We start from the raw sequence: 22205 nt of genomic DNA, 5'->3' as shown, positions 1-22205 counted from the left end.
TCGATCGGCCCGCTGTACGCCCTCACGCACTCGTTGCAGATTTCCAAGGAGCACTGAAATTGTCCATCGCGCGTTCGGCGCCGCCGATCAACATTCGGGGCATAGCCAAACGTTTTGGCAGCGTGCCGGTGCTCAGCGACCTCGACCTCGATGTGGCTCCCGGCGAATTCCTGACGCTGCTCGGCCCATCGGGATCGGGCAAGACCACGCTGCTGATGATCCTGGCCGGGTTCGTCCGCGCCAATGCCGGAAGCATCGGCATTGGCGGCGAGGAAGTCATCACCAAGCCGCCGCACAAGCGCAATATCGGCATGGTGTTCCAGAATTACGCGCTGTTCCCGCATATGAATGTCTTCCACAACATCGCCTTTCCGCTGAAGCAGCGCCGCACATCGGCGGCGGAAACGGCCGAGCGTGTGGAAAAGGTGCTCGATCTGGTGCAGTTGCAGGGCCTGGCTGACCGCCGCGTCGATCAATTGTCGGGCGGGCAGCGCCAGCGTGTCGCGCTGGCGCGGGCGATCGTGTTCGAACCGCGCATCGTGCTGATGGACGAGCCGCTGTCGGCGCTCGACAAGGGATTGCGCGAGCATATGCAGATCGAGCTGCGCAGTCTGCACCGCCGGCTGGGCATGACCACCGTGTACGTGACCCACGACCAGCGCGAGGCGATCACCATGTCGGACCGTATCGCGGTCATGAACAAGGGCCGCATCGAGCAGCTCGACCGGCCCGAGACGCTCTATGCCAGTCCGCGCACCAGGTTTGTCGCGGGCTTCATCGGGGAATCGAATTTCATCCCCGTGGAGTGCCGCGACGGCAGCGTCTGGTATGCCGGGAAAAAGGTGCATACCGCATCGCCTTTGCCGTCGTCGGGCCGGCACTGGCTGGTCGTACGGCCCGAAAAGGTTAGGCTCGTCGCCGATGCCGGGCTCGCCGCCGATGCCGGCCTGGTCGCCAACGCCAACATGCTCGACGCCACGGTGCGCGACATCGTCTATCAGGGTGACAGTTTCATCTGCTATGCCAATCTGGCGGACGACCAGCAGATCGCGCTGCGCGACTATTGCCGCAGCGACGTGCTGGCGCGTCTGCCCATCGCCGGCCAACCGGTGCGGCTTCGCGTCGATGCACAGGACGCAATCCTGGTGGCGGACGAAACATGAGCGTCCGGCCAGCAGAATTCGTCAGCCGCGGCGTGAATGCGGACGCGTTGAAGGCCGATGCCCGTCGCGAGTCGCTGGGCCTGCTCGGCCTCTGCTCTCCGGGCCTCGCTTTGGTCGGGATCATCATCGTCCTGCCGATCGGCTGGCTGTTCTGGCTGTCGCTGTTCGATGAGACCGGGCAACTGAGCGGTGCGAACTATGCCCGTTTCGTCGAACAGGCCTCCTATATCAGGACTTTCCTTACGACGTTCGAAGTGGCCTTCATTGTCACCGGCCTGTGCGTCCTCATCGGCTATCCCTTGGCCTACATGCTGTCGCAGCTTCCGCGGCGCGCCGCTTCCATCTGCCTGATCTTCGTGGTGCTGCCGTTCTGGACATCGGTGCTGGTGCGCACCTATGCCTGGCTGGTGATCCTGCAGCGCAAGGGCTTGGTGAACAACTGGCTCATCGACCTTGGCCTGATCAGCCAGCCATTGCCGCTCGCCCATAATTTCGCCGGTGTCATCATCGGCATGACGCACATATTGCTGCCGTTCCTGGTGCTGCCGCTCTACGCCTCGATGAAGGCGATCGATGCCGACTATCTTCGCGCAGCGATGAACCTTGGCGCGCCACCGACGGCGACCTTCTGGCAGGTGTTCTTTCCGCTTTCGCTTCCTGGCCTCGCCGCCGGAGTGGTCATCGTCTTCATTCTGTGCCTCGGTTTCTTCGTCACCCCAGCTTTGATGGGCGGTGGCAAGGTCATCATGTGGGCGATGCGCATGGAGCAGACCACCAGCCTCTATTCCAACTGGGGTGCTGGCAGCGCGCTGGGCGTCGTCCTGCTTGCCGTCACGCTTGGGCTGCTCGGTCTGTTCCGGCGGCTGCTGGGGACGCGGGCGGCCAGCGTGTGGGGTTCGCAATGAACGACGATATCGGCCTGCCGATTTCGCATTGGCGACGGCTTTGGCTCTATGGTGTCGGTGCCCTAGTGCTGTTGTTCCTCATCGTACCGTCGCTGATCATCGTGCCGATGTCGTTCTCCGGTTCGACGCTGTTGCAATTCCCGCCGGAAAGCTGGTCGCTACGATGGTACGAAGCCTATTTCCAGTCGGTCGAATGGCGCGACGCGACGATTGTCTCGTTGAAGGCGGCGGTGTTGACGACTATCGTCGCCACACCGATCGGCGTCGCGGCGGCCTATGCGCTCAATTCCGGCGCGCTGCGTCTCGCCGGTATTGTCAATGCGGTGCTGACCGCCTCGCTGATCATTCCGGTTATCCTGATCGGCATCGGCACGTTCTTCCTTTATGCGCGCATCGGCCTCAACAACACGCTGACAGGCCTGGTGCTGGCGCATACGGTGCAAGCTCTGCCGCTGGTCGTGCTGACGGTGCTTTCGGGCTTCCGGTCCTACGACATGAATCAGGAGCGCGTCGCGCGCAGCCTGGGCGCCGGACGTTTTGCCGCCTTCTGGCAGGTGACCATGCCGCAGATCCGGTTCTCCATCGTGTCGGGCGCCTTGTTTGCCTTCATCACTTCGTTCGACGAGGTTGTGGTGTCGCTGTTCATATCGGGCGGCGAGACGACGACGCTGACGCGTCGCATGTTCAGCGCGCTGCGCGACCATATCGATCCGACGATCGCCGCGATCTCGACATGCCTGATCGTGCTGTCGATCCTGCTACTTTCGGCGGCGCAGCTCTTTGGCCGCCGCCGCTGATTTTCAAATTCCTTGGAGGCTATTGATCCTGCATGCGTGATTTTCAGTTCCCCGGACGGTCGCCGGTTCGTGCGACGCAAGCCATGGCCGCGACATCGCACCCGCTGGCGACGCTGGCGGCGGTCGACATGCTGCGGTCGGGTGGCAACGCAATGGATGCGGCGGTTTGCGCGGCGGCGGTGCAGGCAGTCGTCGAGCCGCAATCGACCGGTATCGGCGGTGATTGTTTCGTCCTCTATTGCCCCAACGGCCAGAGCGAAGTCCTGGCCTTCAATGGCTCGGGCAGCGCGCCGGCCGCGGCGGAAGCTGAGTGGTATCTGGACAGGGGGTATGACGAACTGCCGGGGTTCGGTCCGCACGCGGTCACCGTGCCGGGCGCCATAGATGCCTGGTGCCGGCTGCTCGAGGATCACGGCAGAAAGGGCATCGACGCTGCGCTCGCACCCGCCATACGCTATGCCGAACAGGGCTATGTCGTGCATGACCGCGTGGCCTTCGACTGGGCCGACAGCGCTACCTTGCTCGCCGCCGACGAACATGCGGCGCGGATCTTCCTGCCGGATGGAAAGGCGCCGAAGGCTGGCGACCTGCACCGCCAGCCGCAACTGGCCGACACCTTGCGTATCGTCTCTAGCCGCGGCCGTGCCGGCTTCTATGAAGGCGAGATCGCCGACGACTTGGTGTCGCGGCTCAGCGCGCTCGGCGGACTGCATACGCTGGCGGATTTCGCGGCCACGCAGGGCGACTATGCCAGGCCCGTTGCTACGTCCTACCGAGGCTATGACATCCATCAGATGCCGCCGAACAACCAGGGCCTGACGGCGCTGATCATGCTGAACGTGCTGTCAGGCTTTTCGCTAGGCTCCCTGGAACCAAACGGCGCCGAGCGCCTTCACCTCGAGATTGAGGCCGGGCGGCTTGCCTATCAGGACCGCGACAATTTCATCGGCGACCAGAACCACGTCCATGTCCCCGTTGAGGAGTTGCTGTCGAAATCCCATGCGGACCGGCTGCGCGCCGCGATCGATCCGGTGCGCGCGATGACGCACCTGGCTCGCCTGGAGTTCCAGCCGAGTGATACCGTCTATATCTCCGTGGTCGACCGTGATCGCAACGCGGTGTCCTTCATCAACTCGACCTTTCATTCGTTCGGCAGCGGCGTGGTCGGCCCCAGGACCGGGGTCGTCCTGCAGAACCGCGGCAGCAGCTTCCGCCTCACGGCAGGCCACCCAAATCGCATCGCGCCGGGAAAACGCCCCATGCACACCATCATGCCGGGCATCGTGACGGCCAAGGGTCGGGCGATCATGCCGTTCGGCGTGATGGGCGGCGGCTATCAGCCGTTCGGCCATGTCCACCTGCTGACCAACATGATCGATTTCGGCATGGATCCGCAGGAGGCGCTGGATGCGCCGAGGGTGTTTTACCGACAAGATGCAGTGGAGGTGGAGCGCGGCATTCCAGCCGCCGCGATCGCCGGCCTGCGCGAACGAGGCCACCATGTGTCGATCGCCGCCGAGCCGCATGGCGGTGGCCAATTGGTGCTGATCGATTGGGACAAGGGCACGCTTACCGGCGCGTCCGATCCCCGCAAGGACGGTTGCGCGCTGGGCTATTGACGGTCCGTCGCGCAAGAGTGCCCAAAATCGGATCGGCCAGAGCCGCTTTCGTCGGCGACAGTTCCAGCGATGGCAACGATGTCGCTTCTTCCCCAACCGCACCGGCGTCGCTAATGTCCTCGACTTCGCAAGCAGGGGCAAGGATGATCATGGGTCAAGGCCGGCTGACGAAGAAGGAGCGGCACGAACTGATTTTGTCGGAAGTGCGCAGGTCAGCATCGATCCGCATTTCCAAGCTTGCCAGGCGCATCGGCGTCGCCGGCGAGACGATCCGCCGCGATCTCATCGAACTGGGCGAGGCCGGGCTTCTCAACCGCACCTATGGTGGCGCGACCATTTCGCTGGTGACGTCCGAACCGGCGATTTCCGAACGCGGCCTCACCCTGGTCGAGGAGCGCGCCCGCATCGGCCGCGGCGCAGCGAGCCTTATCGACAAGGGGCAGATCGTGATGATCGATGGCGGATCGACCACCTTTGAGGTGGCGCGCAACCTGTCGCAGTTGAATCGGGACTTGATCATCATCACCAACTCCATCGGCGTCGCTTCGGTGGCAGGCGCCAATCCGACCTTTCGCGTCGTCGTTTGCCCCGGAACCTATGACAGCCGGGAAGGCAGCGTGTTCGGCGAAGATACGGTCGAGTTCGTGCGTCGCTACAATGCCGATGTTGCCGTCATTGGCGCTTCGGGCGTGACCGCGGATGGTCCGAACGACATGATCTCCGGTGCCGCGGCGATCAAACGCGCGATGATGTCCCGATCGCTGTCGACCGTGCTGGTGGTGAGCTGCGAGAAATTCGGCCGCAGCAGCCTCAATCGCGTCTGCGCACTTTGCGCGATTTCCGACATCGTCACGGATTGCGAGCCGCAGGCGGAATGGCGTGCGGTCATCGAAGAGGCCGGACCGGAACTGCACGTCTTCGCCGGCAATTGAGAATTTCGCCCTAAATTAAACTGCATCCCTGTTCGTCAGGGCGATGTGGCAGCAGCCAGAGCCGTGATCCGGCGTCCAGGTGACGTTGTCGAAGCGCACGCCGGTCGCCTCGAACAGGCCGCGGTCGAAGGCGCCGGCGATGCGGCAAAGCGTGGCGAGCTTGTCGTCGCCAACGCCGGCCTCGACCCAGGCGTCCTTCAGCGGGCAGCGTTTCACCTTGAAGGCGATGCGGTCCGCGCTGCGTTCGACATCGGTCGGATACATGCGGCCGCCATCCGGGCTGACGGCCAGGAACGCCTCGCCGATTGCCGGTGCATCGTTGGGGCCGAACCCGGCAAAGGCCGCCGCCGCCACCTCCTGGCCGCGCTGTTCGATAATGCGGGTCATGATCGCCTCGGCTCTCTCGCGCCCAGTTCCACGGTCAGTTCGTCAAGGAACAGGCGATAGAGATCGGCCCGGTTGCGAAAGGCTGAATCAAGTTCGCGCCACAGTTTTTCGGCTCTGGCTTCGGGGTTTGTCATGATGCGTCCTGACTTATCGGTTGACCATGATCCGCAAACCGGGTCCCACTTTGCGGGATCATGGTCTGGTTCTATTCAGTCGTGGCGTTGCCGCCACCAGCGCCTTGCCGATGGCCGATTGCGGCGCGTCGATCACGGCGCGGGCGTTGCCGCTCTCGGCGATCGTGCCGGCGTCAAGGATGACGACACGATGGGCGATGGCGCTGATAACGCCGAGATCATGCGAAATGAACAGATAGGCAATCCGTTCCTCACGCTGCAGGTCGAGCAGCAGCCTGAGGATTTGCCCGCGCACGGACAGGTCGAGCGCCGACACCGCCTCGTCGAACACGATCAGCGACGGTTTCGTGGCGATGGCGCGGGCGATCGCGACACGCTGGCGCTGGCCACCGGAGATTTCGTGGATGGCTCGCGGCGCGAGATCGGGAGTAAGGCCAACGCGCTCCAGCAGAGCGGCAATGCGGCGCGGGCGCTCCTGCCGGGACGCGATGCCATGGACGCGCAAGGGATCGTCGAGCACGCGCGCCACGGTGGCGCGGGGGTTGAAAGCGGCGAGCGGATCCTGGAACACCATTTGCAGGCGCGCGCGCCGGCTGCGCAAGGCGGCGCCGCCGAGGGCGAGGAAATCCTCGCCCTCAAACCGGATGCGGCCCGCGTCGGGTTCGACCAGTCTAAGCACCAGCCGTGCGATCGTGGATTTGCCGCTGCCTGATGGTCCGGCCAGCGCCAGCGTCTCTCCGGTCTCGATATGGAAGGAGACATCGTCGACGGCGGCAATGATCTTGACGCCGCGGCGGTACCGTTTGGTGAGGCCGGAAACGCTCAGCAAAGGACTGCTCACGTCGGCGTTCCGGCCTGCAGTGAAAGCGGTTCGGCGTCGAGGCCGAGATGGGCGTCGAGCAATGAGCTTGTATAAGCGTGGCGCGGGGCACTGACGATCTGCCTGGCTGCACCGATTTCGATCAGTCCGCCATACCGGAATACGGCGATGCGTTCGGCAAGCTCGGCGGCCAGCGCGATATCGTGGCTGATAAACAGCAGCGTCATGCCGTCCGCGGCCACCAGTTGTCGGACCAGTGCGACGATCTCGGCCTGCACGATGGTATCCAGCGCGCTGGTCGCCTCATCGGCGATCAGCAGTTTCGGCCCGGCGGCTATTGCGGCGGCGATCGCCACACGCTGTTTCTGGCCGCCGGAAAGCTGATGTGGAAAGGCGTGCAAGGCGGCATCCGGATCGGGCAAGCGGACGCGTTCGAGCAGGGTCCTGGCTTTCGCGTAGGCCTGCGGCCAGCCGAGACCGAGATGGGTGTAGGCGACTTCGGCGATTTGTTTGCCGACAGGCATCACCGGATCGAGGCTCGCCGACGGATCCTGGAAGACAAAGCCGATGTCGCGGCCACCGAGCGGAGTGTGGCCGAGACCAGGCCAATCGATTTTTCCATCGACCCTGGCGGACGCCGGCAGCAGCCCGGCAACAGCCAGCGCCAGCGTGCTCTTGCCCGAACCGCTCTCGCCTATGACAGCCAGCCGCTCGCCGGCAGCGATATCCAGGCTAATGTCTTTCAGCGCCGCCACCTCGCCACCGTCGCGGCGATAGGTCACTGTCAGATCGCGGATCGAAAGCAGCGCCGTCACGACAGGCTCCGTCTCACCGCCGTCGTCTCGACGACGCCTTCGCCGGCGAGATAGACGCCAAGCACGGTCAGCACGAGTGCGATACCCGGAATGATCGACAGGAAGGGCGCGGTGCGTAAAACGGCGCGGCCTTCGGCGATCATGCCGCCCCAGGTGACGCGATTGGGGTCACCAAGACCGAGGAAGGACAGAGCGGCTTCAGTAAGGATCGCAGCAGCGACGATCACCGAGGACAATGCCAGCACCGGCGGCAAGGCGTTGGGCAGAATCTCGCGAAAGGCGATCTCCAGCGGATGCATGCCGGTGACGCGGGCGCCGGCGACGAAATCGCGCTCGCGGATCGACAGCACTTCGGCGCGCGCCACACGCGCCGGCCCTGTCCAGGCACCGAGCGCGATTGCCGCGACGACGACGCCGAGCGACGGCCCGACGACGCTGACGAAGGCCAGCGCCAAGAGGAAACTCGGCACGGTCTGGAAGGCATCGGTGGTTCGCATCAGCAGCTCATCAATGAGGCCGCCGGCGAAGCCGGCCAGCGTGCCGATTATTGCGCCTATGACAAGGGCCGCGGCTGCCGCGGCGATCCCGACCGCCAGCGAGGTGCGGGCGCCGTGGAACAGCTCGGCCAGCACGTCGCGGCCGAGCCGGTCGGTGCCAAGTGGCAGCGACCAGTCCTTGAAAGGCGGCAGCAGCGCCGGCCCGGCAATGGCCTGCGGATCACCAGGAAAGAACAGCGATGCCGACAACGCCATGGCGAGCAGCGCCGCCAGAATGACCACGCCGGCGCGTGCTTCCGGGACGCGAAGAAAGCGGCGAAGCGGGTTCATGCGCCGGTCTCGCTGGCGCCGACGCGCGGATCAAGCAAGGCGTAGGCGATGTCGACGAGAAGGTTGATGAGGATGACGAGCACAGCGCTGACCAGGATGATGCCGAGCAACAGCGGCGTGTCGCGTGCGGCCACCGCTTCCTGCGCCAGCCGGCCGAGACCGGGAACGGCAAAGACGCTTTCGATGACGACGCTGCCGCCCAGCATCTGCGCCGATTGCAGGCCGAGCATGGTGACCAGCGATAGCAGCGCATTGCGGGCGACATGGGCGAACACGATGCGGCGGCGCGACAGCCCCCTGGCGCGGGCGGCCAGCACAAAATCCTGGCGCCAGGCCTCTGCCATGCCGGCGCGCGTCATGCGCAAATAGAGCGCCAGATAGATGAAGCCGAGCGCGGAGACCGGCAGGACAAGATGGACGGCGATATCGGCGGCGCGGCCAAGGCCGGTTTTGATCGACGCGATGCTCTCGATGCCGCCGATCGGCAGCCAACGCAGGTCGACGGCAAAGATGACGATCAGCACCAGGCCGAGCCAAAAGCCGGGGACGGCATAGAGCGCCAGAGAACCGATCGACAGGAAACGGTCGCGAAAGCTGCCGGGCCTGGCGCCTGCATAGATACCGAGCGCCGAGCCGAGGCCGAATGAGAGGGCGGTGGCGCTGCCCATCAGGATAAGCGTTGTCGGCAGGCGCTCGAGGATGACATCGCGGATCGGCCTGGAGAAGGCGACGGACTGGCCGAGGTCGAGATGGAGCAGCGCCCAGAGATAGTTGGCCAGCCGCGTCAGCTCCGACTGGTCGAGGCCCCAGCGATGGCGCAGCAGCTCGATCATGCCGGCGTCGCCGCCGGTTGAAACGATATAGGCGTCGACCGCATCGCCGGGGGCAAGTTCCAGCAAAAGGAAGGTGCCGATGACGACAATCAGCAGCACGAAGATGCTGCCGACGAGGCGACGGCGCAGGAGGATGAGGGCGCGGTTCATGCGCGCCTCGAAGGATTGGCGATGTGCTGGTTAGGGTGGCGTCCAGGCACCCCCCTCTGTCCTGCCGGACATCTCCCCCTCAAGGGGGGAGATTGGATGTCATTGGCCTCGGTGCCAACCGCAAACGCTGCAGAAGAAAGCGATGATGCCGAAGCAAGCCAATCTCCCCCCTTGAGGGGGAGATGTCCGGCAGGACAGAGGGGGGTCTCGTAGAACTCGACATCTACGACGATTTCGCCGCGAATTCTCATCCGCGCGAGTGTGTCACGATTCCAGATAAGTGTCCGCCCAGTTCGACACCGCCCAGCGCGGATTGTTGGCGATATTGCCGACCGTGTCGCGCGCGACGCTGATGAAGCTCCATTCGGCGACGTTGATGAGCGGCAGATCCTCGACAACCTTCTTCTGGAACTCTTTGTAGAGTTCGGTGCGGGCCGCGGAATCCAGCGTTTCGGAGGCCTTGGCGATGAGGGCGTCGAGCGCTTCGTTCTTGTAGCCGCCCTGGTTTGAGAAAGGCACACCATCCGGGATGCCGCTCTGCACCAGAATGGTGGTCGAGATCGCCGGGTCGCCGCGGAACACCGGCGGGCCGACCGCAAGATCGAAGGCGTGGTCGGTGTAGACGGCCTTGATATGCGCGGGCGAGTCGTTGTTGACCAGTTCGGCGTCGATGCCGATGGCGGCGAGCGCCTGGCGCAGATAGTCGCCGAACTGCTTGGTTTCGTTGAAATAGGGAGCCGGCAAAAGTTTCAGCGAAAAGCGTTTGCCGTTCGCACCCCTGATGTAGCCGGCCTCGTCGAGCAGCGCATTGGCCTTGGCAACGTCGAAGGCATAGGTCGGCACGTCGGCGGTGTAGAACTGTGGATCGTTCTTCGGCACCGGGCCGGTGGCAGTGGCGGCATAGCCGAGGAAGATCGTCTTGACGACGAAATCCTTGTCGATGGCATGCGCGATCGCCTGGCGCACCTTGAGGTCGGCGAGTTCCTTGCGGCGATGGTTGATCTCGACGACGAGCTGATAGGTTAGCCCCTCATAGCCCTTGGTAATCACCTTCAGGCCCGGCACCTTGGAAATGCGGTCGAGATCGGCCAGCGGTACGGCGGAGAAAGCGGCGAGGTGGATCTCCTCGGCTTCCAGGGCACTGGCGGCCGAGGTGCGGTCGGGCAGCACCTGGTAGATGATCTCGTCGAGATAAGGCTCATCCTTGCCCCAGTAGTCGGTGTTCTTCTGCAGCCGGTAGTACTGGCCGGCCTTGTATTCGGCGAACTTGAACGGACCGGTGCCAACCGGCGCGTTGTTGGCCGGGTTGTCCTCGATCTTGCCCGTCTCATAGACGTGCTTCGGCACGACGCTGCTCAACGCCGGCAAGGCATTGCGGATGAGCTGAAACGGCGTTGGCTTGGCGAATTTGAACACGGCGGTGAGATCGTCCGGCGTGTCGACGGCTTCGAGATCCTTGAACACGCTGCGGCCGAGATTCTGCAGCGGCTTCCAGATTTGCAGCGCCGAGAAGGCGACGTCGGCCGATGTAAACGGCTTGCCATCATGCCATTTGACGCCTTCGCGCAATTTGAACGTCACCGACAGACCGTCGGGGGCACTCTGCCAACTGAGCGCAAGGCGTGGCTCCAGCCCGTCCTTGCCGTCGAAGGATGCTTCGGCCAGCGTCTCCACGATCTTGCTCGAGATGAAGAAGACGCCGTTGGAGGCAACGATCGCCGGATTGAGATTGCGCGGCTCGGAATCGGCGGCAACCACCAGCCGCCCGCCCTTTTTCGGCGTCTGCGCCCAGCCGATACCAGGCATGGCGGTGGAGGCCAGAAGCATTGCCGAACTGGCAAGCATGGTGCGTCTGGAAATCCTGAAATCTGACATGATCGAACTCCGTCCTCTCCGCGACCGGCCGGTCCGCCAATACCCCTCGGATACTCGCGAGCCCGCCAGCATCCTGCAACAGCGATTATGAGCCTTGTCCGGGGTTTCGCCAGAGACGGATTTGGCGCATCTTCATGTGGCTTTGAAAATTCTGCCCGCTGGACCAGTTATAGCGAAGCGGTTCTATTCGACCTGATCTGGTAGGACCAGATAAGGCTAATGCCACGAGTTGCGGGCGATAAAGCGTGCTGGCGTGGCCGTTCGGTCTATTTCTGGCTGGACCAGACCCGGCAAAATAGTGCAGATTTGATCGATAGCGAGAGTATCGGGATCGAAACAGCCGGCGATCCGACCGGCCAGTCAGGGAATTCAGGGAGAGAGAAATGAACATCGCCCCGGGCAAAAATGCCGTCAGCGCCATTCCGTTCGACCATGTCAGGGTCGACCGGCTGATGGAGGAGGCTGGCATCGATGTGCTGCTCGCCACTTCCAAGCACAACACGCAGTATCTGCTTGGTGGCTACAAGTTCATTTTCTTTGCCGCCATGGATGCGATCGGCCACAGCCGCTATCTGCCTGTCGTCGTCTACGAGAAGGGCGGGCCGGATCATGCCGCCTATATCGGCAACCGCATGGAAGGCGGCGAGCACCAGAACCACCCGTTCTGGACGCCGACGCTGCATGCCGCCTGCTGGGGCACGCTCGATGCCGCCAATCTCGCCGTCGAGCACTTGAAGACGATCGGCAGGGGCAGTGCCCGCATCGGCATCGAGCCGGCTTTTCTGCCCTCGGACGCGTATATGCTGATCCGCAAGGCGCTGCCGGACGCCAAGCTGACCGATGCGACCGACATGCTGGAACGCATGCGCGCCATCAAGACGGATGCCGAGCTGGAGAAGCTGCGCATCGCCTCCGAACTGATCACCGATTCCATGCTGACGACCATCCAATGGGCGCGCGAAGGCACCACCAAGACCGAGATCATCGAACAGCTCAGGCGCGAGGAGACCAATCGCGGCGCGCATTTCGAATATTGTCTTTTGACGCTTGGCTCCAGCCACAACCGCGCCGCCTCGCCGCAGGCGTGGAAGAAGGGCGAGGTGCTGTCGATCGATTCCGGCGGCAATTATCACGGCTATATCGGCGATCTCTGCCGGATGGGCATTCTGGGCGAGCCGGACGCCGAACTGGAGGATCTGCTGGCCGAGGTCGAGACGGTGCAGCAAGCGGCCTTCTCCAAGGTCAAGGCAGGCACGCCGGGCGGCGACATGATTTCCCACGCGGAGGGCGTGCTGAAGAGATCCAAGGTCGCGTCCTATACCGATTTCTTCGCCCACGGCATGGGGCTGATCACGCATGAGGCGCCGTTCCTGATGACCAACCATCCTGTGACCTACGAAGGCACCTATGCCGAAAAGCCGCTGGAGCAAAACATGGTGCTGTCGGTCGAGACGACCATGCTCCATCCGACGCGCGGCTTCATCAAGCTGGAGGACACGGTTGCGGTCACCGACACCGGCTATGTGATGTTCGGCGACCGGGGCCGGGGATGGAACAGGGGCGGGGTGGCTTAGCGCGCCTCAATTCCCGCCAGGCGGCAACAGCCTGAAATCCGGCAATTCTCGTAAGCCCAGTTCTGGCCCGGCCGGCGAATAGACGACGAAGAGCTGCATAGGCCCGTCGCCGGTGTTCAGCGTCGAATGGAAGCGGCTTTCCGGCACATAGATGGTGCAGCCGGGGCCGACCTTTTCGACCACCGGATTGCCTTTCTCGTCCTCGACCATCTGCTCGCCATGGCCGGAGATGACGAAGATGATCTCCTCCGCGCCGGGATGGTTGTGACGTGTGTGGCCCTTGCCGGAGGGCAGGTCGACGACGCCGCCGGAAAAGCGCGCAGCACCATTCACCTCAGGCGCCACCGTCAGCGAGAGCTTGCCCCAATCGAAGCCGAAGGCGCTGACGTCCTTCGGATAGACAAACACCTTGCTCTTGTCGGTCATCGTCTCATCCCTTCTTTTTCTTCGCAGTCGTTTTGGCAGCAAGCGTCACGGCCTTGAAATCGGCGGTCTGCCTGGCGATCGCCGCTTCCGCCGGCAGCCGCTCCATCGAGCTTGCGCCATAGAAGCCATGCAGGCCCTTGCAGCGGCCGAGGATGTAGCGGGCGTCGTCCGGCATCGAGATCGGGCCGCCATGACAAAGCAGGATGACATCCTTGCGCACCGAACGTGCGGCGTCCGCGATGGCGTCGATTTCCTGCACGCAGTCGTCGAGCGACTTGGCCGAGGTCGCGCCGATCGAACCGCCTGTCGTCACGCCCATATGGGCGACAACGATGTCGGCGCCGGCGCGTGTCATGGCACGCGCCTCGTCGGGGTTGAACACATAGGGCGTGGTCAAGAGGTCGAGCTTGTGTGCCTCGGCGATCATGTCGACCTCGAGCCCGAAGCCCATGCCGGTCTCTTCGAAGCTTAGCCGCATCTGGCCGTCGAACAGGCCGATGGTGGGAAAGTTCTGCACACCGGAAAAGCCCATCGTCTTCAGCTCGGCCAGGAACAGCGGCATGATGACGAAAGGGTCGGTGCCATTGACGCCGGCCAGCACTGGCGTCTTCTTCACCACCGGCAGCACCTCATAGGCCATTTCCTTGACGATCTCGTTGGCATTGCCGTAGGCGAGCAGGCCAGCGGCCGAGCCGCGCCCGGCCATGCGATAGCGACCGGAATTATAGATGATGATCAGATCGATGCCGCCGGCCTCTTCGGCCTTGGCCGAGAGGCCGGTGCCGGCGCCGCCGCCGACGATCGGCACGCCATCGGCGATCATCTTGCGGAATTTCTCGAGGATTTTCTTGCGCGGTATGGCGGCCATGCTTGTCAGATCTCACTTGCTGGTGATGTTGAGGAAGGCTGCTACGGCAGCCCCGGCGAATTCGGGATCGTTGATGTGCAGCGGCAGGCGGGTCACATGCCGGTTGGCGTTCGGCCGGATCGTGCGCTCAATGGCTTCGAACAGCGCAGCGTCGGCCTGGGGGTTGAAGAAGGCGCCACCTTCGATGTCGAGCGCCGAGACGCCTTTTTCGGGGATGAGGAAATGGACCGGGCCCTCGCAGCGGCTCAGTCTCTCGCCGATCCATTCGCCGATCTGGCGGCATTCGTCCGCTGTCGTGCGCATTAGTGTGACGTTCGGATTGTGCTCGTAGAACAAGCGGCGGCGATAGGGTTCCGGGATGGTCGCCGGCGCCCAGAAATTGACCATGTCGAGCGCGCCGACCGAACCGACATAAGGCAGTCCGGTGCGGGCAATAGCGCCGAAGCGATCCTCGGTCGCCGGCAGCACGCCGCCGAACAGGAGATCGCAGACTTCTGTCGTGGTGATGTCGATGACGCCCGCGAGCAGACCGCTGTCGGCGAGCTTTTCCATCGAGCGGCCGCCGGTGCCGGTGGCGTGAAAGACCATGCAGTCATAGGCCGAGCGAAGCTCGTCGGCGATGGCCGTCACGCATGGCGTGGTGACGCCGAACATGGTGAGACCCAGAGCGGGTTTGCCATCGGGCGGTGGCGCAGGGTTCGCCGCCATGCCTGATATCGCCTGGGCGGCGTTGTGCAGCACGACTCGCGACAGCCGGTTCAAGCCAGCCATGTCGGTCACTGCAGGCATCATGATGATGTCGGAGACGTCGACATAGGGCGCGGTATCGCCCGAGGCGAGCGTCGAGACCATGATCTTGGGCAGGCCGAGCGGCAGCGTGCGCATGCCTGATGTGATGATCGAGGTGCCGCCGCCACCACCAATGCCGATCATGCCTGCCATGTCGGTGCGCGACTGCGCGAACCGGGCGAAGGCGATGGCCATGGCCGCGACCGCGGTGCCGCGGTCATGGATGCCGAGCACGGCAGCGCTGCCGTCGGGATGGTGGCCAGCGACGTCTTCAGACGAGACATCGGCCGGTATGGTGGCAGTGCGCGTGCCAACATCGACACGCACGACAGCAGCGCCGGTAGCGGTGATCGCGTCGGCCAAAAAGGCGAGTTCCTCGCCTTTGGTGTCGGCGGTGCCCACCAGGTAGATGCGCTTCATCGCGTTTCCCGCTCCCCGGCGGCTCGGCGTCGCTGCCTGCCGCTCTTTGCCCAGCCGCGAAGGCCATTGCAATTTTTTGAGACGCGCGTATCGTATTGATATGAAAGTCTCACGTCAACAAGGGGTGAACGACGATGCCGATCAGAGCGGCGGCCGAGGGGCCGAGCGCGGAGCCCGGGCACGTACAAGGCGATTGATGCTCGAGACGGCGACGAGGCTGATGCAGGAAGGCGCAACGCCCTCGGTCAGCGAGGTCGCGGAGGCGGCGGAAGTTTCCCGCGCGACCGCCTATCGCTATTTCCCAAGCCAGGCGGCATTGGTGCAGGCGGTGGTCGACGAGGGGCTCGGGCCGATCCTCACCTGGCATTCCAGCTCGACCGATTCCGAGCGCCGGGTCGCCGAATTGTTTGATACGGCCATGCCGCGCATCGAGGCCTTCGAGGCGACGTTCAAGGCGGCGCTGAAACTGTCGCTCGACCAATGGGCCCGGCGGCAGGCAGGCACGCTGGGCGGTGAGCCGGCTTTCACGCGCGGCCATCGCGTCGACTTGCTGAAGGATGCGATCGCGCCGCTCAAGCAACGATTGCCGCCGCGCGAATTCAAGCGTCTGGCGCAGGCCCTGTCACTGATCTTCGGCGTCGAGGTGCTGATCGTGCTGAAGGACATATGGGGGCTGGACAGCCGCAAGATGATGTCGGTCGCGCAATGGGCGGCCGGCGCTCTGGTGCGGGCGGCGGTGGCGGAATCGATGAGTGAAGGAGACGGAATTACGCCGGCGACGGCTGCAGAGTAGCCTCAATCTGGTTCGACCAGATTGGAATGCTGGCTACGCACAATAGTTGCAATGCTACGATCGAAATAAGGCCTTCGCGTATCAAGGAGTAGGAAAATCGAGAGAAAACAGGCAGATAATGCAGTAATCTGCTTGCGTGGCTGCCCGGGATCGTCCAAGAAAGAGCTTGACGCGCATCCGAAATTGGTAATACCAGATCAGGATTGATAAAGCGGATCGAAAGTGAGGGCGAAGATCCATTTCCGGCTGGGCGAGGAGGCTCGAGACCGGAACGGTGCCATCACGGGAAGAACTACCAGGGCCGACCTCGCAGCCGGCTCGCATGACAGGGTAGAATGCGCACAAGGGAGGAAATCATTATGCGCAAGACAATGACCAGCATGCTTGCTGGTATCGGCTTAGTGCTCGCCTGCGGAACGTCCGTCTACGCGCAGGATAAGGAACTCACCATATTCTGGGCTGAATGGGATCCGGCGAACTATTTGCAGGAACTCGTCAACCTTTACGAGGCCGAGAGCGGCGTGAAGGTCACGGTCGAAACCACGCCTTGGCCCGACTTCCAGACCAAAGCATTTACCGAGTTCAACGCCAAGGGCAGCGCCTACGACATGGTCGTCGGCGATTCCCAGTGGATCGGCGCCGCATCCGAGGCGGGCCACTATGTCGACCTCACCGACTTCTTCAACAAGCACAATCTGAAGGAAGTGATGGCGCCGGCGACGGTGAAATACTACGCCGAATATCCGTCCAACTCCGGCAAATACTGGTCGATCCCGGCCGAGGGCGACGCGGTCGGCTGGTCCTACCGCAAAGACTGGTTCGAAGACCCGAAGGAGATGGAAGCCTTCAAAGCTAAGTACGGCTACGATCTCGGCGTGCCGAAGGACTGGAAGCAGCTGCGTGACATCGCCGAATTCTTCCACCGTCCCGACGAGAAGCGCTACGGCGTCGCCATCTATACCGATAACTCGTATGACGCTCTGGTGATGGGCGTCGAGAACGCCATCTTCTCCTTCGGCGGCGAACTCGGCGACTATGCCACTTACAAGGTCGACGGCATCATCAACTCTGAGCAGAACCTCAAGGCGCTCGAGGCCTACAAGGAGCTCTATTCCTTCACCCCTCCTGGTTGGGCCAAGAGCTTCTTCATCGAGGACAACCAGGCGATCACCGAAAACCTGGCGGCGATGAGCATGAACTACTTCGCCTTCTTCCCGGCGCTCATCAACGAAGCCTCGAATCCGAATGCCAAGGTCACCGGCTTCTTCGCCAACCCTCCAGGGCCGAACGGCGACCAGTTCGCTGCGCTCGGCGGCCAGGGTATCTCCGTCATCTCCTATTCGCAGAATCAGGAAGAGGCGATGAAGTTCCTGGAATGGTTCATCAAGGACGAGACGCAAAAGAAATGGGCGGAACTCGGAGGTTACACGGCAAGCGCCAAGGTGCTCGAGTCGCCTGAATTCCAGAACGCCACGCCTTACAACAAGGCCTTCTACGAAACCATGTTCAAGGTGAAGGACTTCTGGGCGACGCCGGAATATGCCGAGCTGCTGATCCAGATGAACCAACGCGTCTATCCGTACATCACCGGCAATCAGGGCACGGCCAAGGAAGTGCTCGATTCGCTCGCCGCGGACTGGAACGCGACATTCAAGAAATACAACCGCGTGAAGTGAACGGCACTAACGCGCGGAGGGGGCGGTAGCCTGCCCCTTCCGTTTTCTTTTCCGGACAAGGAAGGAACGGGCCTTGGCCACTGCAGTCATGACCACGCTGGATCCCAACTCGCGCTCCGCCGCCCGCGGCATGAGCGACCTCACGATCCGCAATCTCTTCATCATTCCGACGATCGTTTTCCTGATCGTCTTCAACATCTTTCCACTGATCTATTCGCTCGGCTATTCGTTCACCGACTTTCGCGCGTCGAGCGCCGCGCCGGCCAATTTCGTCGGACTGCAGAATTACCGCGAGCTGCTCAACGACCCGTTCATCTGGTCGAATTTCGCCATCACCGCCAAATATGTCATCGTCTCCGTGGTCGGCCAGGTCGTTGTCGGCTTCGGCGTGGCGTTGCTGCTCAACCGCGATATCCCGTTGAAGGGCCTGCTGACGACACTGCTGCTGTTGCCAATGATGCTGTCGATGGCCGTCGTCGGCCTGTTCTGGAAACTGCTCTACGATCCGTCCTTCGGCATCATCAACTACACGCTTGGCCTTGGCTCCTTCGAGTGGCTGTCCAATCCCGACATGGCGCTCTACGCGGTTGCCATCACCGACATCTGGATGTGGTCGCCCTTCGTGATGCTGCTATCGCTTGCCGGCCTGTCGGCAGTGCCGAAGCACCTCTACGAGGCGGCCGCGATCGACCGCGCCGGCTCGTTCTATACCTTCTTTCGCATTACGCTGCCCCTGGTCGCGCCGATCCTGATGATCGCGATCATCTTTCGCACCATGGAGGCGTTCAAGACTTTCGATCTCGCCTACATCCTGACCAGCCAGCCAACCACCGAGGTGATCTCGATCCGGCTCTACAAGATGGCGTTCCAGGAATGGCAGACTGGGCGCTCCTGCGCGCTCGCCTACATCGTGCTGATCATGATCCTGGCGATCACCAACATCTACGTCAAATACCTGAACAAGGTGAAGGAGCGCTAGAATGGCCGCTGTCACTACCTCCACCGAGCGTTCGCTCAACAAGCTCGCCATCGTCGGCGTGCTGATCGTCACAATGATCTTCCTGGCGCCGATCTACTGGATTGCCTCGACGGCGTTCAAGCCGCGCAACCTTGCCACCACCATTCCACCGACGGTGCTGTTCCAGCCCGAGATATCGCCCTTCGTAAAGCTCTTCACCAAGCGGTCGCAGTTGCGCACCGCGCCGACGCCGGAACAATACGCCGCCGCCCCGTGGTGGGAGCGGCTGGTGTTTGACGGCGGCGAGAAGGTGGTGCGCTCGGGCAGGGGCGAGGTGCAGTGGTCCGGCTATCCCAACCGCTTCATGAATTCGCTGATCGTGGCGATCACCTCGACGGTCCTTGCCGTCGGCATGGGCACCTTCACGGCTTACGGGTTCTCGCGCTTCAAGATAAAGGGAGAACAGGACCTGCTCTTCTTCATCCTGTCGACGCGCATGCTGCCGCCGGTGGTGGTGGCGATCCCGATGTTCCTGATGTACCGGGTCGTCGGCCTCAACGACACGCATTGGGGCCTGATCATCCTCTACACCGCCTTCAACCTCAGCTTCTCTGTATGGCTGATGAAGGGGTTCATGGACGAAATTCCGAAGGAGTACGAGGAGGCGGCCCTCGTCGACGGCTATACGCGGATGGAGGCCTTCTTCAAGATCGTGCTGCCTGAGGCGGCCACTGGCATCGCCGCCACCGCCGTGTTCTGCTTCATCACGGCGTGGAACGAATATGCCTTCGCGCTGATCATGACCAACCGACGCGCCCAGACGGCACCGCCCTTCATCCCCAGCCAGGTCGGCTCCGGCCTGTCGGACTGGACGGTGATCGCCGCCGGAACCTTCCTGTTCCTGCTGCCGGTCGCCATCTTCACCTTCCTGCTCCGCAACCACCTCTTGCGCGGCATGTCCTTCGGAGCGATCCGCAAATGATCCGCCATGCCACAATTCAGCGCACGGCCGAGATCGTGATGGTGTGCGGCATCATCGCGCTCTGCCAGCCGTGGAATCTCTTCCTGCACCGCTACGGGCTGACGATCATCATCGTTGGGCTGCTGACGTTCATGATCACCGGCTGGGTCGGTCCAAGGCAGAAACCGCAGGCGACCGGCGCGCCGGAAAAAGAAGGTCACGCATGACCCAGATCGAGCTTCGTGGCGTCCAGAAATATTTTGGCGCCGTTCAGGTCATCAAGGACCTCAATCTCAAGATCGACGACAACGAGTTCATCGTGCTGCTCGGCCAGTCGGGCTGCGGCAAGACGACGACGCTTCGCGCCATCGCCGGGCTTGAGACGATCGACGGCGGCGATGTCCTTATCGACGGCAAGCCGGTCCAGCATCTCAAGGCTGCCGACCGCGACATCGCCATGGTGTTCCAATCGTTCTCGCTCTATCCGCATATGAGCGTCTACGAGAACATCGCTTTTCCGTTGCGCGCCATGCGCAAGAGCAAGGCGGAGATCGACGGCGAGGTGCGCTCGGTCGCAAAAGTGCTGCAGATCACCGAACTGCTCGGCAAGAAGCCGTCGGCGCTGTCGGGTGGCGATATGCAGCGCGTGGCCATCGGCCGGGCGCTGGTGCGGCGTCCCAAAGCGATGCTGATGGACGAGCCGATCGGCGCGCTCGACGCCAAGCTGCGCGAGGAGATGCGCGCGGAGATCAAGCGGCTGCACATCAAGCAGGGCTCGACCACCATCTACGTCACCCACGACCAGATCGAGGCGATGAGCCTTGCTGACCGCATCGTTATTATGCATGAGGGCGTTCTGCAACAGGTAGGCAGCCCATCGGAAGTGTATACGCACCCGGCCAATCTGTTCGTCGCGCAATTCGTTGGCTCGCCTGTGATGAACGTCGCCAACGCGGCGGTGACGATGAACGGCTCCGGCGCCAGGGTCACCGTCGACGGGGCCGCGGAAGGTTTCCTTTTCCCGGCCGAACTGGTCGGCCAGCTCGACGCCGCGAACGTCGGGCAGGACCGCCTTGCGCTCGGCATCCGCCCTGAAGCAGTGATGGTCTCGCGCGAGGCGGCGGACGGTTATCTGCCGGTCGAGGCGCACATCATCGAACCGCTTGGCTCCTACGACATCGTCGACCTCAAGGTCGGGGCACAGATGTTGCGCGCCCGCACCCGTTCCGGTTTCGTCGGCAAGCCGGGGGTTCAGGTCTTCGCCAAGCTCGACCCGGCCCAGGCGCATTTCTTCGACACGACAAGCGGCAATTCGCTGGGGGTGAGACTCTGATGGCCCATATCCAGCTCAAGAACATCTCGAAGACATTCGGTAATCACATCGCATTGGCCGGGCTCAATCTCGACATTGCCGACGGCGAGTTCTTCGTGCTGCTCGGCGAGACCGGCGCCGGCAAGACGACGACGCTGCGCATGGTCGCCGGCCTGGAGAAGCCGACCGAAGGTCAGGTCTTCATCGACGGCGTCGATGTCGCCAACTGGGGTGCGGCTGAGCGTGACGTGGCACTGGTGCTGCAGCAGTACTCGCTTTATCCGCGCTACACGGTGCGCGAAAACCTCGAATTCCCGCTGAAGCCAAAAATCCGCCGCATCGAGCCCGACGAGATCAAGACGCGTGTCGACCGCGTTGCCAGGACCTTGCGCATCGAGCACCTGCTCGACCGCAAGACGGATCGTCTCTCCGGTGGCGAGATGCAGCGCGTCTCGATTGGTCGCGCCATCGTCAGGAAGCCCCGCGTATTCCTGATGGATGAGCCCCTTTCGGCGCTCGATGCCAAGCTGCGCGAAGCGCTGCGCACCGAGCTGAAGAACATCCAAATGAATCTTGGTCAGACCTTCCTGTTCGTGACGCACGACCAGATCGAGGCGATGTCGATGGGCGACAAGGTTGGCGTGCTCAACCATGGCCGCATCGTTCAGACCGGCACGCCGTATGAGATCTACAACAATCCGCGCGACACCTATGTGGCGAGCTTCGTCGGCTCGCCGCCGATGAACCTGATCGACGGCAAGCTCGTCGACAACCGCGCGGTGATGGCGCCTCTGAATTTCGAACTACCGCTTCCAGTGGGAGCCAGGACGATTGGCGCGACCGACGGTCGCCCGCTCGTCTTCGGTATTCGCCCCGAGGACGTCTATCTCGAGAGCGGGGCGCCGGTGGAGGCCCGCGTGCACGATGTCGAAAACCATGGCGTCGAGAAGATACTGACGCTGCGGGTCGGCGACGCGATGCTGCGCGCCACGGTGCCGGCAAGAACCGATGTCGAGATCGAGCAGCCGGTGCGCTTTGCCTGGAACCCGGACAAGGTGGTGCTGTTCGACAAGGGCAGCGGGGTGAGCTTACGACACGCCGGCTAAGTTCGAGGGCTGCTTTGCAAGGCATAGTTGCCGACTGCCGCTACCGGCAGCGGCAGCGCACTGCA

The 22205-nt window shown here is 62.9% G+C and carries 23 protein-coding genes; 13 read left to right on the top strand and 10 right to left on the bottom strand.

Going from position 1 to position 22205, the window contains the following annotated elements; translation table 11 throughout:
- Positions 1–59: 59 nt before the first annotated feature.
- The 5 genes from OHD62_RS12890 to OHD62_RS12870 all read left to right on the top strand — a co-directional run bounded on the left by OHD62_RS12890 (position 60) and on the right by OHD62_RS12870 (position 5416).
- Complete coding sequence (locus OHD62_RS12890) at positions 60–1163, top strand: ABC transporter ATP-binding protein (RefSeq protein WP_263783128.1); 1104 nt, start codon at positions 60–62, stop codon at positions 1161–1163.
- Positions 1160–2068: an ABC transporter permease gene (locus OHD62_RS12885; RefSeq protein WP_263783127.1), complete on the top strand. Its 909-nt coding sequence runs from the start codon at positions 1160–1162 to the stop codon at positions 2066–2068. Before OHD62_RS12890 ends, OHD62_RS12885 begins: the two co-directional genes overlap by 4 nt.
- Positions 2065–2865 carry an ABC transporter permease gene (locus OHD62_RS12880; protein ID WP_263783125.1) on the top strand — a complete coding sequence of 267 codons (801 nt, stop codon included), beginning with the start codon at positions 2065–2067 and terminating at the stop codon, positions 2863–2865. Before OHD62_RS12885 ends, OHD62_RS12880 begins: the two co-directional genes overlap by 4 nt.
- Positions 2866–2897: 32 nt before the next feature.
- Positions 2898–4484 carry a gamma-glutamyltransferase gene (gene ggt, locus OHD62_RS12875; RefSeq protein ID WP_263783124.1) on the top strand — a complete coding sequence of 529 codons (1587 nt, stop codon included), beginning with the start codon at positions 2898–2900 and terminating at the stop codon, positions 4482–4484.
- 143 nt (positions 4485–4627) lie between these two features.
- Positions 4628–5416: a DeoR/GlpR family DNA-binding transcription regulator gene (locus OHD62_RS12870; RefSeq protein ID WP_263783123.1), complete on the top strand. Its 789-nt coding sequence runs from the start codon at positions 4628–4630 to the stop codon at positions 5414–5416.
- A 15-nt stretch (positions 5417–5431) separates the two neighbouring features.
- On the opposite strand, the gene OHD62_RS12865 is transcribed toward OHD62_RS12870, so the two are convergent.
- From OHD62_RS12865 to OHD62_RS12835, 7 genes are all read right to left on the bottom strand, one after another.
- Positions 5432–5803 (bottom strand): L-2-amino-thiazoline-4-carboxylic acid hydrolase, encoded by a 372-nt coding sequence (locus OHD62_RS12865; protein WP_263783122.1) that lies wholly within the window; start codon positions 5801–5803, stop codon positions 5432–5434.
- Positions 5800–5937 (bottom strand): hypothetical protein, encoded by a 138-nt coding sequence (locus OHD62_RS12860; RefSeq protein WP_263783121.1) that lies wholly within the window; start codon positions 5935–5937, stop codon positions 5800–5802. Before OHD62_RS12860 ends, OHD62_RS12865 begins: the two co-directional genes overlap by 4 nt.
- A gap of 58 nt (positions 5938–5995) precedes the next feature.
- A complete protein-coding gene (locus OHD62_RS12855) occupies positions 5996–6778 on the bottom strand; it encodes an ATP-binding cassette domain-containing protein (RefSeq protein ID WP_263783120.1) in 783 nt (260 codons plus the stop codon).
- The gene (locus OHD62_RS12850) at positions 6775–7572 is read right to left on the bottom strand and encodes an ABC transporter ATP-binding protein (RefSeq protein ID WP_263783119.1); all 798 of its coding nucleotides are present in this window, start codon (positions 7570–7572) and stop codon (positions 6775–6777) included. The genes OHD62_RS12855 and OHD62_RS12850 overlap by 4 nt, the downstream gene beginning before the upstream one ends.
- On the bottom strand, positions 7569–8399 hold the full coding sequence (locus tag OHD62_RS12845) for an ABC transporter permease (protein WP_263783118.1): 831 nt from the start codon (positions 8397–8399) through the stop codon (positions 7569–7571). Before OHD62_RS12845 ends, OHD62_RS12850 begins: the two co-directional genes overlap by 4 nt.
- Entirely contained in the window at positions 8396–9382 is a 987-nt protein-coding gene (locus OHD62_RS12840) for an ABC transporter permease (RefSeq protein ID WP_263783117.1), read from the bottom strand. The genes OHD62_RS12845 and OHD62_RS12840 overlap by 4 nt, the downstream gene beginning before the upstream one ends.
- A gap of 264 nt (positions 9383–9646) precedes the next feature.
- Positions 9647–11257 (bottom strand): ABC transporter substrate-binding protein, encoded by a 1611-nt coding sequence (locus tag OHD62_RS12835; RefSeq protein WP_263783116.1) that lies wholly within the window; start codon positions 11255–11257, stop codon positions 9647–9649.
- 383 nt (positions 11258–11640) lie between these two features.
- Here OHD62_RS12835 and OHD62_RS12830 point away from each other — a divergent pair, with 383 nt between their 5' ends.
- Positions 11641–12831, top strand: a complete 1191-nt coding sequence (locus OHD62_RS12830) for a M24 family metallopeptidase (protein ID WP_263783115.1) — start codon at positions 11641–11643, stop codon at positions 12829–12831.
- A gap of 6 nt (positions 12832–12837) precedes the next feature.
- Here the strand turns inward: OHD62_RS12830 and OHD62_RS12825 are convergent, their stop codons facing one another.
- The 3 genes from OHD62_RS12825 to OHD62_RS12815 are packed head-to-tail and all read right to left on the bottom strand — an operon-like array spanning position 12838 to position 15334.
- On the bottom strand, positions 12838–13257 hold the full coding sequence (locus tag OHD62_RS12825) for a cupin domain-containing protein (protein ID WP_263783114.1): 420 nt from the start codon (positions 13255–13257) through the stop codon (positions 12838–12840).
- Positions 13258–13261: 4 nt separating this feature from the next.
- On the bottom strand, positions 13262–14125 hold the full coding sequence (locus tag OHD62_RS12820; protein WP_263783113.1) for a phosphoenolpyruvate hydrolase family protein: 864 nt from the start codon (positions 14123–14125) through the stop codon (positions 13262–13264).
- 12 nt (positions 14126–14137) lie between these two features.
- Positions 14138–15334 (bottom strand): Tm-1-like ATP-binding domain-containing protein, encoded by a 1197-nt coding sequence (locus OHD62_RS12815; RefSeq protein WP_263783112.1) that lies wholly within the window; start codon positions 15332–15334, stop codon positions 14138–14140.
- 100 nt (positions 15335–15434) lie between these two features.
- Between OHD62_RS12815 and OHD62_RS12810 the strand changes: the two genes are divergently transcribed.
- The 7 genes from OHD62_RS12810 to OHD62_RS12780 all read left to right on the top strand — a co-directional run bounded on the left by OHD62_RS12810 (position 15435) and on the right by OHD62_RS12780 (position 22140).
- Positions 15435–16127: a TetR/AcrR family transcriptional regulator gene (locus OHD62_RS12810; RefSeq protein ID WP_263783111.1), complete on the top strand. Its 693-nt coding sequence runs from the start codon at positions 15435–15437 to the stop codon at positions 16125–16127.
- A gap of 359 nt (positions 16128–16486) precedes the next feature.
- Complete coding sequence (locus OHD62_RS12805; protein ID WP_263783110.1) at positions 16487–17803, top strand: ABC transporter substrate-binding protein; 1317 nt, start codon at positions 16487–16489, stop codon at positions 17801–17803.
- 73 nt (positions 17804–17876) lie between these two features.
- Entirely contained in the window at positions 17877–18782 is a 906-nt protein-coding gene (locus tag OHD62_RS12800; RefSeq protein WP_263783109.1) for a carbohydrate ABC transporter permease, read from the top strand.
- A gap of 1 nt (position 18783) precedes the next feature.
- Positions 18784–19743 carry a carbohydrate ABC transporter permease gene (locus tag OHD62_RS12795; RefSeq protein ID WP_263783108.1) on the top strand — a complete coding sequence of 320 codons (960 nt, stop codon included), beginning with the start codon at positions 18784–18786 and terminating at the stop codon, positions 19741–19743.
- Positions 19740–19949, top strand: a complete 210-nt coding sequence (locus OHD62_RS12790) for a hypothetical protein (RefSeq protein ID WP_095493280.1) — start codon at positions 19740–19742, stop codon at positions 19947–19949. Before OHD62_RS12795 ends, OHD62_RS12790 begins: the two co-directional genes overlap by 4 nt.
- Complete coding sequence (locus OHD62_RS12785; RefSeq protein ID WP_263783104.1) at positions 19946–21055, top strand: ABC transporter ATP-binding protein; 1110 nt, start codon at positions 19946–19948, stop codon at positions 21053–21055. Before OHD62_RS12790 ends, OHD62_RS12785 begins: the two co-directional genes overlap by 4 nt.
- Positions 21055–22140 carry an ABC transporter ATP-binding protein gene (locus tag OHD62_RS12780; protein WP_263783103.1) on the top strand — a complete coding sequence of 362 codons (1086 nt, stop codon included), beginning with the start codon at positions 21055–21057 and terminating at the stop codon, positions 22138–22140. Before OHD62_RS12785 ends, OHD62_RS12780 begins: the two co-directional genes overlap by 1 nt.
- Positions 22141–22205: the final 65 nt, after the last annotated feature.

The sequence above is a fragment of the Mesorhizobium sp. YC-39 genome (genome assembly GCF_025753795.1).
In the GTDB taxonomy this organism is placed as follows: domain Bacteria; phylum Pseudomonadota; class Alphaproteobacteria; order Rhizobiales; family Rhizobiaceae; genus Mesorhizobium.
The sequence above is the reverse complement of the archived record's forward strand: the minus strand, read 5'-3'. Positions and strand labels throughout refer to the sequence as shown.